Origin of the sequence: Teredinibacter purpureus (assembly GCF_014217335.1) — a bacterium.
Lineage (GTDB): Bacteria > Pseudomonadota > Gammaproteobacteria > Pseudomonadales > Cellvibrionaceae > Teredinibacter > Teredinibacter purpureus.
Genome location: NZ_CP060092.1, coordinates 17,501 through 32,612, shown reverse-complemented (window position 1 = coordinate 32,612; position 15,112 = coordinate 17,501). Strand labels below are relative to the sequence as shown.

10 protein-coding genes (1 of these 10 only partly in view) are annotated in these 15,112 nt (G+C 47.0%); 7 read left to right on the top strand and 3 right to left on the bottom strand.

All coding sequences use genetic code 11. The features are described 5' to 3' along the window. The first annotated feature begins 571 nt into the window (after positions 1 to 571). The 6 genes from H5647_RS00120 to H5647_RS00095 are packed head-to-tail and all read left to right on the top strand — an operon-like array spanning position 572 to position 8,913. Entirely contained in the window at positions 572 to 1,219 is a 648-nt protein-coding gene (locus tag H5647_RS00120; protein WP_052691767.1) for a GspH/FimT family pseudopilin, read from the top strand. Between the two features lies 1 nt (position 1,220). Further along, the gene (pilV, locus tag H5647_RS00115) at positions 1,221 to 1,679 is read left to right on the top strand and encodes a type IV pilus modification protein PilV (RefSeq protein ID WP_045855517.1); all 459 of its coding nucleotides are present in this window, start codon (positions 1,221 to 1,223) and stop codon (positions 1,677 to 1,679) included. A gap of 34 nt (positions 1,680 to 1,713) precedes the next feature. Beyond that, on the top strand, positions 1,714 to 2,787 hold the full coding sequence (locus tag H5647_RS00110; protein WP_045855516.1) for a PilW family protein: 1,074 nt from the start codon (positions 1,714 to 1,716) through the stop codon (positions 2,785 to 2,787). 17 nt (positions 2,788 to 2,804) lie between these two features. Next, positions 2,805 to 3,446 carry a pilus assembly PilX family protein gene (locus H5647_RS00105; protein WP_082086897.1) on the top strand — a complete coding sequence of 214 codons (642 nt, stop codon included), beginning with the start codon at positions 2,805 to 2,807 and terminating at the stop codon, positions 3,444 to 3,446. A gap of 34 nt (positions 3,447 to 3,480) precedes the next feature. After that, on the top strand, positions 3,481 to 8,466 hold the full coding sequence (locus H5647_RS00100; protein ID WP_162926247.1) for a pilus assembly protein: 4,986 nt from the start codon (positions 3,481 to 3,483) through the stop codon (positions 8,464 to 8,466). A gap of 27 nt (positions 8,467 to 8,493) precedes the next feature. Next, positions 8,494 to 8,913 (top strand): type IV pilin protein, encoded by a 420-nt coding sequence (locus tag H5647_RS00095; RefSeq protein ID WP_045855513.1) that lies wholly within the window; start codon positions 8,494 to 8,496, stop codon positions 8,911 to 8,913. A gap of 28 nt (positions 8,914 to 8,941) precedes the next feature. On the opposite strand, the gene H5647_RS00090 is transcribed toward H5647_RS00095, so the two are convergent. Continuing rightward, a complete protein-coding gene (locus H5647_RS00090) occupies positions 8,942 to 9,865 on the bottom strand; it encodes a carboxylesterase family protein (protein ID WP_052691766.1) in 924 nt (307 codons plus the stop codon). 1,260 nt (positions 9,866 to 11,125) lie between these two features. On the opposite strand from H5647_RS00090, the gene H5647_RS00085 reads away from it, so the two are divergent. Beyond that, complete coding sequence (locus tag H5647_RS00085) at positions 11,126 to 12,688, top strand: sodium/sugar symporter (RefSeq protein ID WP_045855512.1); 1,563 nt, start codon at positions 11,126 to 11,128, stop codon at positions 12,686 to 12,688. 271 nt (positions 12,689 to 12,959) lie between these two features. Here the strand turns inward: H5647_RS00085 and galK are convergent, their stop codons facing one another. Both galK and H5647_RS00075 read right to left on the bottom strand, forming a co-directional pair. Next, positions 12,960 to 14,120: a galactokinase gene (gene galK, locus H5647_RS00080; RefSeq protein ID WP_045855511.1), complete on the bottom strand. Its 1,161-nt coding sequence runs from the start codon at positions 14,118 to 14,120 to the stop codon at positions 12,960 to 12,962. 49 nt (positions 14,121 to 14,169) lie between these two features. Continuing rightward, positions 14,170 to 15,112 carry the 3' portion of a UDP-glucose--hexose-1-phosphate uridylyltransferase gene (locus H5647_RS00075; RefSeq protein WP_045860891.1) on the bottom strand. Its footprint extends 119 nt past the window's final position, so the window shows 943 of its 1,062 coding nt (coding positions 120-1,062); its start codon lies off the right edge, out of view; the stop codon is at positions 14,170 to 14,172.

Genomic DNA, 15,112 nt, shown 5'->3' with positions numbered 1-15,112 from the left:
TAAGGGATAACCCTCGGCGCGGGCCTACTATGCGCACCGTATTTTGCGTTTTTGTCTACGCCCTTTGCCCAAAGGGCGGTTTTACGGCCTAGTTGTTATGCACGTGCAACACGGGGCAGCCATTGCACCCGCAAACGGCTCTGCGCGTGTTGTATACGTATCCTTCCAAAAGCCACTTTCGTTGGCTTATCAGTACATTCTCCTAACGGCCTTATCTTGCTGAACCGATTCTGTGTACGCCAAAAATTGTCTTAGTGCCGCGTGCTATATCTTGCTCAATAACGATCAGCGTTATGCGGGTGTCGTTAAAATCCACCATCTAATATATCTATTTGGAATATGCGTCTTGACACCAAAATAACTTTAATGAATGTATGTCGGCCAATATGACCGATAGTTAGCCTATGTGACGCATAATGCATCTTCCGTACATCATCATAAAGTACCGGTTATCCGTTCAGACTCGAAACCTATATATCATAAACGTATATTAAATGAACTTAATGTATTCGTAGGTTTCACGCTATAACCGTGAGGCTTAAAAACACACCAGAAGGGCAGGCCAATTGTTATGACACGACATTTTTCTAACCAATGCCATGGTTTCACCCTGTTGGATCTCATCACTGCAATGGCTATTACCGCTATTCTTGTAACGGTAGCGGTTCCTTCGTTTGATAGTTATGTGCGCAAGAACGCCGTCTTCTCCGATCGAAAGATGATAAATTCGGCGCTGATGAGTGCACGGTATGAAGCGGTAGCGCGCAATAAAACGGTCTCTATCTGCCCTAGCGGCACGGGTGAAAACTGCGACGGTGATTGGAATGAAGGTTGGATCGTTTTTCAGGATGATGGCGCTGACCATTCCGGTACAGCGCGCGATGGCGTGCGCAATGGCGATGAAGAGGTAGTTTTGGCGTCTATTTATGACGGGTCGAACTCGTTCTCAATTCTAGATGTGTCCACGGAGTCTTCGCTCGATTATCTAAGCTTTAATGAGTACGGCCGCCCTTCAGTTGAGGGAGAACAGGTTAATCGTCCTATCCTGATTCAGATATGTGGCGCAAAAAAAGTGGCAAGTTTTGCGCGAGGGTTAATGCTGATCGGTACGGGCCGAGTATTGCAGACAATCGATTCCGATGGCGACGGTGTACATGAAAGTCGATTTGCCAACGCCAGTAATACGCTTTCTTCAACATCTGATTTGAGCTGCCTTTAAAATGAAAATGCGTAAACATTCGGGTTCGTCACTTATTGAAACCATGGTCGCACTTATTGTGTTAGGTACTGGGTTACTTGTGGTTATGTCGATGCAAGTTAAATCCGTTACCTTAATGAAAGATGCTTCACTGAACTCTCAGGCTGCATTTCTTGCATCGGATATCTACGAGGGTATGTTGACTACGCCAAGTGCCGAGGCCTCTTACTTCATTAACTATACTGAAAGCACACCCGCCAAGCCTGATTGTGCGACGGTTGCATCGAGTTGCTCGCCTACCGATATGGCCAAATGGAACTTACATAATTGGCGCAGCAACGTTGCGAGCCTATTACCGGGTGGGCGCAGCGAGATCAACAGAATTGGCAATCAAATTGTTATTCGTATTGAATTTGAATCGGGCAGCAATGCTGACGGCACTCGAATAACGCAAGAATATAAGTTGATAACTGATGTTTAACCCGTCCCGTTTTTGTAGGCCTTCCTTTTCTCGCATGTCTCAGGTGGGCCTCTCGCTTATTGAATTACTCGTGTCGTTATTAATCGCAGGCATTATTTTAGCTGGTGTATTGAATATCGCATTTAACGCCAAGCGATCCTCTTACGATGGTGAGCAATTATCGTTTGTACAGGACAACGCACGATTCGTATTAGACCAAATAAAAAGAGAAATTCGCATGGCGGGCTATAGTGGCTGTGCGGGTATCCGCAGTGCGAATAAAGCGAATGTAGTTGTTGATGATCTAGATGGTTTTATTAAATTAACTGAGAGCATTCAGGGGTTTGATTGGGAGAGCGCCAATAAACCGGACGTTTTTGCGGAGGATATTCTCGAAGGCACCGACGCTTTTATCGTTCGCTTCGCTGATGCTTCTCGCGAATACAGTATCCGTAGCCATAGCGCGTCGACCGCGACGTTTTCGTTATGGACAAGTGAAAAGGTAACGTCGGGCTCAACCATGATGGTCGCGGACGCAAACTGTCGCGAGATAGGGCTGTTCCAAGTGACAGGGCCCGGAGGTGATTCAAATACATTACAACATGCTGCGGATGGTGCGCGTAATTGCACGCGAGTGGTTCGTGCCACTGAAACCAATAGCATTAGTTGTGCTGACGGGTGCACCGTAGATAGCTGCGGCGCCAATACTGAAAAAGATTTTAATGCCGGTTCGGTCGTTATGCCGTATGAAGTGAGCGCCTATTATATTGGTGAGTCGGTTGTTGTTGCGGACATGCCTGCATTAAAACGACAGGTGCTTACGGCGAGCGATGGCGTAGCCGCAACAGAAACCGAAGAAGTGGCCGTGGGCGTCGAAGACATGCAAGTGCAATACGGTATTGATCGTGATGACGACGGCGAGGCCAATCAGTATTTATCGGCGCACCAAGTGGCTGACTGGGCAGAAGTGGTGGCCTTGCGATTAACGTTAATTTTTCGCTCCGATCGAGATGTCTATCTGACGGATCAAGATGTCACTCTTAAAGTTGACGGTGACGACTATAAACTTTCTGAAGATAAACTGATGCGTCAAGTTGTTAGCGCCACTATTAAAATACGCAATAATTAATTGGGCAGTAATTCAAAATGATGCAACCCCCTTCCTGTGTCTCTTCTCTTCCCTCCCGTCAGACGGGGGCGATCCTTATTGTCGCGTTGGTTATTTTGGTTGTGATCAGTCTTTTAGGTGTTGCAAACATGCAAACGTCGACCACCGAATTAAAAATGGCGACGAGTCATCGTGATCGTGATATGGCGTTTGCAGCAGCGGAAGCCGCGTTAGCCAGTGCAGAAGAATGGCTTGAAGCCAATAAACCACCGCACAGTAAACTTTATAACGAGTGTGGCAATGGCGCTACGTGTTTTGATGATACGTGTAGCGGGGGGTTGTGTTTTGATGGTGACTTTTCATCCGGTGCCACAGAAGAGTGGGAATGCGCGGTAGGCGCTTCGGCAACTACCGCCGAGCGCATGGCTTTTTGGAAAGACACAACCTTAGATGTTTGGAATAACACGGGGAAACATCGCACCATTAAAGTGGAAGGTATTGAGCAAGATGTTAAATTTATCGTGGAGTTTCTGTGTTTCGTACCTCCCGACGATATGGTCATTTTTAATGAAACTAATCCCACTACGGGTGAGCCCCTTTATAGAGTAACCGCGCTAGCCGACGGCAATGGTGACCGATCAAAAGTTATGCTGCAGTCAACCTATATGGTGGTGGAGTGAAACAGTGAGCACCTTACATAAAAAGAGCAATACTATGCAGAACTATTTTTCTAAGCGCGTTAAAAAATGGATTGCAGTAGCCGTAGTAATGGTAGCGCCGTTAACTGGCCATGCGGGCATGGAAGAATTTATTTCGGTGCCGCCGCTGTTATCAAACTCGGATGATCCGTTGGTTATGTTGGTCATGTCTAATGACAATCAAATGTGGCACAAAGCCTACACCGACTATAGTGACCTCGATAATGATGGTACGTTGGAGACCACCTATAACGATGGCTTAGTGTATTACGGCTATTTTAATTCTGATTATTGTTATAGCTATGTCAGCGGCTACTTTTCCCCAAAGGGTAAAGTAGCATTATCGGCTTCCGATATTACGGTGGCCAGCCCAACGCCGAATCATAGCTGTGCTGGTGCCGCCGGTAGTTGGAGCGGTAACTTTATGAACTGGATGACCATGACGCGAATGGATGTCATCCGTAAGGTACTTTATGGCGGCTATCGTTCAACCGATACCGAAAGCCAAACCATATTACAGCGCGCACTGCTTCCCGATGATAACCATGCGTTTGTAAAGGTAGCAAAAAATAGCGACATTACCGGAAGTATTAGTGATTACACGGCTATCACTAGTGAAAACGGAAGTTCTGATGCGGTAAGTTTTTGTAACGTTACCAGTGCTACGTCTGGAATTTCGGGCTCGCTAAATGTTGCGACTCACCCCCCTGTTTTTAAAGTGGCAAAAGGTGATCTTTTTACCTGGAGCGGCAGTGAACGAAATCTTTGTATGTTTGAAGAAGAGGTCGCTGGGGACAATGGCGATCGTCATAATGATTTTATTCCAAGTAGGCCAACGTCGGGCTCTATCGGTGGAATTTCGCAGTTTGAATTTAATGTGCGGGTCGAAACGTGTGTTAGTGGCCAAGACCAGACGGATTGCCGGCAGTACGTAGACGGTGAAAATGTTACGCACTATAAGCCCTATGGCCTTTTGCAATCTTACGGTGAAAACGGTGGCCTACAATTTGGCTTAATGACGGGTAGCTACATCAATAACCATAAAGGCGGTGTATTACGTAAAAATGTATCCTATATGGGTGGTGAAAGCGCGGCTAATGCCGACATAGAAATAGATTCGCAAACGGGACAGTTTGTTAATCAAGGAACCGATAAAAACGGCATCATTAATACGCTTAATCGCCTACGTATTCAGGGCTGGAATTTCGGCACCAACTTTTACGAAGATTGTGGCACATGGGGCATTACAATGACCCAGTTCTTATCCGGTAGTACTTATACATGTAAAGATTGGGGCAACCCTCTCGCGGAACTGTACTTAGAAGCCTTGCGCTACTTTGCCGGTGCGACGGCGGGAACGACGGAATATGGTTACGCCGGCGCGGCTAAAGACAGCATTGATGGCCTGACCAACGTTAACTGGTCCGACCCCATGTCCGGTTCAGATTCTTGCGCAAACTGTGCCATTGTATTGTTGTCGACGGGTGTTAATACTTTTGACGGCGATAATTTAGTGGCGGGGTTATCCGGTAGTACGCTACCCGGTTTATCATCGCTTTCGCATATCGAAGCCTATACCGACATTGTGGGCGATGGTGAAAACATTACCAACAATACATTTTTGGTGGGTAATACACCGGCCGATCCCACCGATTCTTGTAGCGCTAAAACAATTACAAAATTGTCGGACGCTACTGGTATATGCCCAGAAGTCCCCTCGTTGAAGGGCACTTATAATTTAGCTGGCTTGGCGCATTATGGCTTTCTTAAAGATTTACGCTCTTTGGAAGGCGAGCAGAACGTTTCATCCTATATGTTAGCGCTGGCGGAATCCGTCCCCACGTTGGAAGTGACTACGTCTAATAAAGAGAGTGTTCGCATAGTTCCGTACTGTACTTCTACGCGTGCTACTGGCGAAACAGCCTGCAGCTTGGTGGATATCACCACTCATAGCCAAACCGATCATTACGCTGCTTTTTATATTGCCTGGGAAGATTCACTGTGGGGCAGTGACTTTGATATGGATGTGTACATGGTGTTGGAGTATTGCACGGCTACGGGTTCTGCCTCCAGCGTGCAATCGCAATGCGGTAATTACACTAACGATTCTTCGTCTAACCGTCCGAATTGGGCTGGGGCATCGACGGGTGAAATTCAAATACGTATTTCCGAGGTTGCCAACTACGCCGGAGGCGATATCGCGCTTGGTTTCGTGATGAATGGGAGCAATCGTGATGCAACCTATACCCCGTTAATCGAAGCTGATTCTAACGTTGATTTTAATTCGGTAGCGTTAACCGGAAGTGGTTGGTCGGCTTACAATAAAACGCAGTGGGGAAGTGTTATTGAAAAATTTACGGCCGCCGCAGGTACACCGGGAGTACTGGAAAACCCATTATGGTACGCCGCGAAGTACGGAAATTTTAATGATATCAACAATAATAATTTACCGGACTTAACGTCGGAATGGGACAAAACAGATGTAGACGGAAGTTTGGGAGCTGATGGCATTCCCGATGCGTATTTTCCTGTGCGCAACCCTGCGAAATTAGAGTCGCGTTTAGCGCGGGTATTTGGCGACATTACTAAACGTGTTTCGTCTGGTACGGCGGCGTCTGTTGTCGCAAGTACAGGTGCCGGTCAGGGTGCGGTGTATCAAGCACTCTACAACCCTGTTTTTGAAGTGGACACGCTCTCAGGCAATACGCGTGTGACTTGGGCGGGAACATTGCATTCATTGTTTATTGATGACCATAGTGAGCTGCGTGAAGATTTGGAGTCTGGCTCAGAAGTTCCGGGGCAGTTAACGTCCAGTGACCCTATTGTAGAAATTTATTATGACGAAGGTTTAGAGCGCACAATGGTGCAGCGTTACGCGGTTAACGCCGATGGAACACGGGGCTCAGTATCAGGGGCTGCGTTTGATATTACCGATTTACAGCCCATATGGAGCGCACGAGATCAGTTGGCGGCGGTAGAATCTTACACGGAAAACCGAAACTACGGGACCGTTGCCAATAAGGGGCGTTACCTTTTTACTGGCGTAGACAACCCCAGTACACGCGACGGCCAAATTGATTTGGCGGAATCCGTGCCGTTTGAAGCGAGCCAGTTTGCAACGAGCGGCAGCCATAATTTTAGGTTGCTGGATTACGGCTCTGATAATACTGCGCTGGAAAACCTGGTTAATTATATTCGTGGTGATGAATCGAATGATGAATTTCGCTCTCGTACAATAGAGTGGGACGGTAATACAGGGAATGGTGAAGAACCGTGGCTGCTCGGTGATATTGTTAATTCTTCACCCGTTGCGCTAGCGCGCCCCGGTAAAGGTTATGACGTTAGTTTTGGCGATAATACTTACCTTGATTTTAAGAAGGCGGTTGAAGACCGCCGGCAGGTGGTTATGTTGGGCGCAAACGACGGCATGATCCATGCGTTCAACGCGGGCTTTTATGATTCGGCTTCTTCCAGTTACAAGACATCAATTAATGGGCGTTCGGCACACCCGCTAGGTAGTGAGTTGTGGGGCTATATTCCCTATAACTTACTTCCGCATCTACAGTATTTATCTCAGCCAGAATATGCGCATGTTTATTATGTTGATGGGCAGCCACAAATTTTTGATGTGAACGGTATTTGGAGTAGCGCAAGTAAAATTGATCATCCAGAGGGCTGGGGTAATATTCTGGTCGTCGGTATGCGTTTTGGCGGTGGCGAAGTTACAATCGATCCCGATAGTGCGCGCGATAGCGATACCAGTGATGATATAACGTTGAGATCGGGTTATGTCATTCTCGATATTACTGATCCAGAATCTCCACCTGAAATCATTGCAGAGATTACGGACGAAGATTTAGGTTACTCGGTTTCTATTCCAACGCTTGTAAAGTTTAGGGCAAAAAATAGCCGTTCAGGTTCGTTTTCTAGCCCCGCTAAAAATGAATGGTTTTTAGTATTTGGCTCTGGCCCTGCAGGCGACACGCCCGCGACGCGCAGTGCCGCGTTGCAAAATGCTGTTAGCGAAAAAACAGCAAAGGTATTCGCGTTTAATTTGCGAACAAAAGCGCTTCAGAAGTTCGATACCACTATTGCTAAGGCCTTTGTTGGTGGTGTTGCGGCGGGCGACTGGAATAATGATTTTGAAGATGATGCTATTTATTTTGGCGTTGTTGGCGGCACCGAGGCCGCGCCTACCGGCCAGCTTATGCGCGGCGGCTTAACGTTGTCGGGCAGCTCTTTATCGATGTCTTTTAGTCAGTTAATTAACGTAACAAACCAACCTTTCAGTGCACCGCCCTCACTAATTCGGGATCGCTCCAATAATTTTTGGGTCTACAGTGGTACGGGTCGTTATTATACTTCGGGCGATAATGGCAGTAGTACAGATCAAACTTATTACGGCATAAAAGACCCCGATGCGGATATGAAAAGTATTCCTGGCACGTTAGTTTCAACAACTACTCTTGTCGAAACGACTGATATAGATGTGTACACCGATGGCTCTATTAAGCGCGGTGGTAGCACGCCGGTTTCGTTAAATACCGGTGAGAGTGTAGAGACTTTTTCCGATGTCATGAGCGCAGTGGCAGACCATTCCGGTTGGTTCTTTGATTTCCCTTACGATCTAGAGCGCAATACTACCAAAGCTGAGCTCTCTGATGAGTCTCTCATTTTTACCACGTATCAGCCTACGGGTGAAGTGTGTGATGCCGAAGGCAGTGGCTATCTCTATGCCCCTCATTATCAAGTAGGAATCCCCGGCGAATTTGCTCCGCTGGGTAAAGATTCGTCGGTAAAAAATGGTGAAGCAGAACTTGTAGAAGAAAATGAGTCGTTGGGCACGGGCAACCCTTCAACACCGACGATTTATCAGGACGCCGACGGCAATAGCCGTGCAATTATTCAAACCTCTACGGGTGAAATTGTGAATCAGGAAATTCAGGGGCGTACACGAACAGGGCAACGTCAATCGTGGCGAGAGATTCCCATTGATTGGTAAAAAATTGAGTTAAAATAGGTCGTAAGTATGTTGGAATTAAAGCAAACGAATGGCGGGTTTTCGTTAATAGAAGTGTTGATTGTGTTGGTTATTGTTGCGATTTTGGCTTCAATCGCAGTGCCCAGCTATCGATCTTCTATGCTCAAAAGTCATAGAACCGACGCAAAGGACGCATTGCTCTCGGCGGCGGCAATGCAAGAGCGATTGTATATGCAAAACAATCAATACTCCGCAGACGTGGATGATATTGGTGGAAGTGAAAGCCCCGACGGTTATTACACGATTTCCGTGGTGCAGGCGGGTGATGCAATTACTCGATATGTATTAACGGCGTCAGTGGCAGGTAAGCAAACGGATGATACGCAATGTGCACGCTTCACGTTGAATCAAGCCGGCTTGCGAAAAGCGTTCGACATTGACGGCGCCGATGCGTCCAAATGTTGGTAACCACGCAGTCAATGTCATGCCTTTTCACCTATTGCTGGGGGCTTAGTGCTTTTTTCTGGGCAAATATCCACGGCAGAATATGAGTGTTCTGCCAAGCTTTTTCAAATGTTTCGCCATGCCCCAGCCCTTCATATTCGGTATAGGTAATCGCAGCACCTAGCGCCTTCATTTTTTGTGTCATGACACGTGAGCCCTCAACAGGGTTGTATTGATCCGTGGTGCCATGAAAAACCCAAAATGGAATGGTGTTAATTAACGCCGCCTTAGACGGATCGGAAAAGCCTGCCATGGGTACGGCTGCCGCAAACAACTCTGGGCGACGACTGGTCAATTCCCATGTCCCGAAACCTCCCATGGAAATACCCGTGAGGTAAATACGTTGTGGGTCTAATCTCTTCTGCGCAATTAATAAATCGATGAGCTCCAACGTAGCTGCCGAAGAGGCAGACGGTTGAGCGTGTTGCTGATAGCTACCATCGGCACCCAAGCCGGCAAAGGGCTGTTCGGCGGAGTTACCTTTCCAGCGTGCCCATTCTTCATGGGGGGTTTTGTCTGAGCACTGAGGAATGAGAATAGCGGTAGGGAATTGTTGACGGTTTTTATGGCTGAGGATTGAATGCTCGCCTTTAAATAACCCTACATTGTTAAACATGTTCGCATTATTGTCTGTGCCGCGTTCTCCTCTGCCGTGCAAAAAGATCAACAGGGGTAAAGGGGTCTTTTGGCTTGTATTTTTCGGTAGATAGAGGCGGTAAGGCAGCGTCATGCCATTGCTGGCGGTGTAAACATGCTTGCTGAGTAGGTGATCTGCAGATTTTGTTTGTACATTTTCCGTAACAGCAATTGCGCTCGTTGCTAAGGTTAAAACAGATAAAAACACGTATCGGCAACAGTCTTGTGCCCAATGGAGTTGGCGGTAAGGTGACGTTAATAAATAAAAAGAGTGCGACATGTGGTGGCCTGTTCTGCTTGTATGATGGGCTCACCATAACGAAAAGCAGGCGTAGGCACTAGCAAGGTGTGAATGACAGGCAAAAAAAGGGTGGGCAATGCCCACCCTGTCAACCTAACCTATTTAAGACCCTTAACTCATTGGTCTCTGCCTGAATAAACCAAGAGCAATTCAGACGCCAGGAGAAATACGCTAAACCCTCCGTGAAGAGAAAGTTTCCGGCCAACCTTAAACAGTGATTGGGGGCTGCCAAGGTTGATAACACCAGAACTTCTCGTTACAAAATGATTAACGAAGGGCTATTGTCTGGCATAGCTATCTTATTGTCAATACTACTATAAGAGAGGGGTGGTGGTTTTTGACTAAAAATCACTTAAAGATGGGTGATTTAGTGTTTCCCCGCTGTATTGGGTTACATTTTGGCGCCTTTTATTTCTTTCTCAATTGGAATATCGTTAATTTATGTGTTGGTTTCGTTGCTAGTTCAGTAAAAGAAAGTTTGTATGCTTTCTGGTCATTGAATGGATGGGCGGATTGATAAGAGCAGCATTGAAGAGTGCGCCTAATACTTATTGAGCGGTACAGCTCTGTGTGGAGAGGTTGTCTAGAAATTGCTTAGCGAGCACGCACTATTTCTGAGTAGCGGCTATAAATATAACCGCGCAAATGGTTCATAGCGGGCGTAATGTGAATAAACGTAAGGATGTTAAAGCTTTCCTAAGAGTTCTTCTTACTTCGGGCGAGAGACGGTTAGCCGTTGTCTTCACAAGCATGAATGTATGATAAGAAAAAGAAAGGATGAAATACTCTGGCAGGGAAGGATTGAACGATGCCTTCATTATTGTTGTTGTGCCGCGTTAAACAGCAGAATGCGTGAGGGTCAGCAATTGTGTCAGAGCAACGTTTATACTGTTGTATCGGTTTAGCGGTCAACGTTACCCCTTTTTTATAAGTGATTCGTCGCGCCAATATGTTAAATGGGCTAAAGGCGTGCACGGTATCGTTGAGTCTGTTACTTCTGCGGAGTGCGATAAGTTGGGAGAACTCGACGATTTATCAGCGATGAGCTGCGTCGCGAGTGTCGTATATATCAACGAACGTTGCTTGATGAGGGCAAACGCTATATTCTAGGAAGCGGGCAAGGTAAACGTTTACCTTTTGTGGGGCTGGTGCATATGGCTTGTTGTATAAGTCTGTGCCATTATCTCGCTTCACAGAGGTATAGCGCTATTTAGACAATAATAACTTTAAGGTGGATGTATGACGCTCTCTCCAATTGATTCCGGAGTGTTTCTTGTATACGTCGTTGCGTTAATCGCAATTGCTTGGTGGGTTTCTCGTGAAAAGGCGGGTCACCAAAAAGATACAAAAGACTATTTTTTGGCTGGTAACAGCCTCCCTTGGTGGGCCATAGGCTCTTCTCTTATTGCCGCCAATATTTCAGCTGAACAAATTATCGGGATGTCCGGTTCAGGTTTTGCGATTGGTCTCGCGATTTCATCTTACGAATGGATGGCCGCAATAACGTTGATTATTGTGGGTAAGTATTTTTTGCCGATTTTTCTCAAGCGTGGCATTTATACAATGCCTCAGTTTTTGGAGCAGCGTTACGATCACAACGTGCGCACGGTATTAGCGATTTTTTGGTTAGGTGTTTACGTGTTTGTAAACTTAACCGCGGTTCTTTGGTTGGGTGCATTGGCGATTAATACCATCGCGGGTGTTGATATGACCTATGGCATGTTATTTCTAGCAGCCTTTGCCGTCGCTTATTCCCTATATGGCGGTTTAAAAGCCGTGGCCATGACCGATATTATTCAAATAGTTATCTTGGTCTTTGGTGGCTTGTTGCTTACCTATATTTGTTTGGGGCTATTGGGTAAAGGCGAGGGCATTGTTGCAGGATTTGTTGCGCTTACCGAAGCGGTACCCGAAAAGTTCGATATGATATTGAGCGAAGATAACCCTCACTATATGAGTTTGCCGGGTTTATCTGTTTTGGTGGGTGGTATGTGGATTATGAACCTTTCCTATTGGGGGTTTAACCAATATATTATCCAGCGCACATTAGCGGCCAAGAGTTTAGAAGAAGGCCAGAAAGGGATTGTGTTCGCGGCCTTTTTGAAGCTGTTAATGCCTATTATTGTGGTGTTGCCGGGTATTGCTGCAGCTGTATTGGTGCCTGACCTTGGTCGTTCTGACGAAGCTTACCCATCGATGATGCAGCTAATGCCTATCGGTATTAAAGGCTTGGTATTTGCGGCGTTGGTAGCGGCTATTGTGTCGTCACTGGGTTCGATGACGAACAGTATCTCAACTATCTTCACCATGGACTTATACTCCTATTACCGAAAAGACGAGTCTCAAGAGCATTATGTGTTTGTCGGTCGTGCGGTAAGTTTGGGCTCTTTGGTGTTAGCGATTATTTGTGCGAAGCCATTATTGGGTAATTTCGATCAGGCGTTTCAATATATTCAAGAATTCACGGGCTTCTTTACGCCAGGTATTTGTGTCTTGTTTTTGTTGGGAATGTTTTGGAAAAAAGCCAACGCAGCGTCCGCAATGGTTGCCGCGCTCGGTTCTTTTGTGTTGTCGCTTACGCTGAAGTTTTTGTGGCCAGAGCTGCCCTTTATGGACCGTGTTGGCGTGGTATTTGTTAGCTGTATTGTGCTGGCGGTTATTACGGTAATTCTTACCGGTGGTAAGGATCAAGAGAATGCGGTGGACCTCAACGGTATTGAATTTGGTACGACGACCTCTTATAAGGTATCGGCTATGGCCGTATCATTAATCTTGGTGGCGCTCTACGCTACTTGGTGGTAACGCTGTATCGCAACGCGGTTAAATAAACCGTATTAAGCGTATAAAAGCCCAGCAATTGGCTGGGCTTTTTTGTGGGTAAAATAAAAAGGGTTGATGAGTAGGGAGTAAGGCTTGGCGCGAGTGAGCAGTGTGCCGCGCTATGGCGGTTATACAGAGGCTGGTGAGTGAGACTCTAGGGAAAGTGTAGAGTGAGGTGGGAAAGGTTGTTTATTATCAGGCAAGAAAAAAGGGGCTTAAACGGCCCCTCGTGCGTGGTTTGGTAGCACGCCCATTAATCGTTTATTTCGCCCGCCCCATTGGACGCTTTGCAAATGTGGACTTCTGCGTGAAGGCCGTGTGCTTGAGGGTAGTATTCGTTGATAGCAGCCGTGACAGGGGCAATAAGGTTTTCTGGTAATAAGCACACAACGCACCCACCAAAGCCTCCGCCCGTCATACGTACACCACCATTAATACCAATCACCTTAGCAATGATGTCGACGAGAAAATCGATAGCCGGGACCGTAATTTCGAAATCGTCACGCATAGAAACATGCGATTCCGCCATGAGCCGAGATAGGCTAGCGACGTTGTTATGTTTAAGTGCTTCCGCCGCCGCGAGGGTACGTTCATTTTCGGTAATAATGTGGTGGGCGCGCTTGTATGCCGTTGGGTCGAGTTTCTCTTTACTGGCTAGAAGCTGCGAAAGGCTCGCGCTGCGTAGGCTAGGCACCTCTAATTGCGAAGCGGCAAGTTCGCACTGTTCGCGCCGATCGTTGTACTCGCTATCCACTAGGCCGCGCGTGACCTTACTGTCGATAATCATGACCGAAAGTGAATCGGGTACTGATACAGGATTAACCGCGAGGTTTTGGCAGTCGATGAGCAGGGCGTGGTTAGCCTGTCCAGCGGCGGAAACAAGCTGATCCATAATGCCGCAGTTGCAGCCTACAAACTGGTTTTCGGCGGCCTGGCAAAGTAGGGCAATTTTAGCGGGGGTGTAGCTCAAATGATTGATTTCATTAAGCGCGGTTGCGAAGGCAACCGATAATGACGCGGACGAGCTGAGGCCTGCACCCTGGGGAATGTTACCCGCAACTACAGCGTTTAAGCCCAGCAGGTTTGAGTGAGATGATTCGATAAATTGTATAAATACACCGCGTAAATAGTTGGCCCAACTGTGCTCTGGGTCATGTTGAACGGCCTTTCGTGTATCCCAGCGGCTGGTTTCACCGCTAATATCCAAAGCCGTAACCGTGATTTCACTGTCATCGCGGATACCCACCGCGATGTATGTGCCACGATCAATCGCTGTCGGTAAAACAAACCCGTTATTGTAATCTGTGTGCTCGCCAATTAAGTTTACGCGACCGGGGGCATGAAAAATCCTATCGGGTTGGCGTCCGAATTTTTCAGTAAATGCCTGTTTGGCACGCTCTAAAGGTTGATTCATTATCATACGTCTCTAATCATCTAAGTGTTTGGCGTGATAGGGCGAGAAATCACGCAGCGTAATGTTTAGTGCTGCAGTCGCGAAGGCGCTGAGCGGCTTGCTCCGGCGTAATGTCGCGCTGAGGCTCCGCCAACATTTCATAACCTACCATATGCTTTTTAACTGACGCGCTGCGTAAGAGTGGTGGATAGAAATGTGCGTGTAATTGCCAGTGATCTTGATTGCCACGATTAAAGGCTTGGCCGTGCCACCCCATAGAATAAGGAAAGCTGCAGTTAAAAAGGTTGTCGTATCGTGTAAGACAAGACTTCATGATGCTGGCAAGGCTGTCTGTTTGTGCGTGGTTTAATTGGTTTAAATGCTTAACCGGTTGCAGTGGCAATAACAATAGTTCAAAAGGCCAGCAGGCCCAATAGGGAACAACTACAAGCCAGTGCTCGTTTTGATCTACTACACGTTCCTGCTGTTCTAACTCGAGCGTTGCGTAATCCAATAATAGGTTGCGTTGGTGTTGTTCATAGTAGCGGCGAAGGTTCGCGTCTGCTTTTATTGCCTCCGTAGGCAGTGTGTCTGTTGCCCATATTTGTCCATGCGGGTGTGGGTTGGAGCAGCCCATTGCTGCACCCTTGTTTTCGAATATCTGCACCCAATCCCATTGTTGAGAAAGCTCATTCAATTGGGCTTGCCAGCATTCTATTACCTTTACGATTTCCGTTTGAGGAAGCTGCGGTAACGTTTTACTGTGATCAGGGGAAAAACAAATAACGCGAGAGGTACCGGCGACAGGCGTATGCTGAAGTAGGGCGTGTTCACAGGCCGTTGATTCACGCATTTGCTGCTCTACGGCGGCGAAATCGTTCGTAAATACGAAAGTATTTTCGTACTGAGGGTTTTCAATACCGTTAATACGAGTATTGCCTGCACATAAATAACACTTAGGGTCGTAGGGTGTTGTCTGCAAAGGCGTAGGCGCCTCCTCTTGGCCCAGCCAG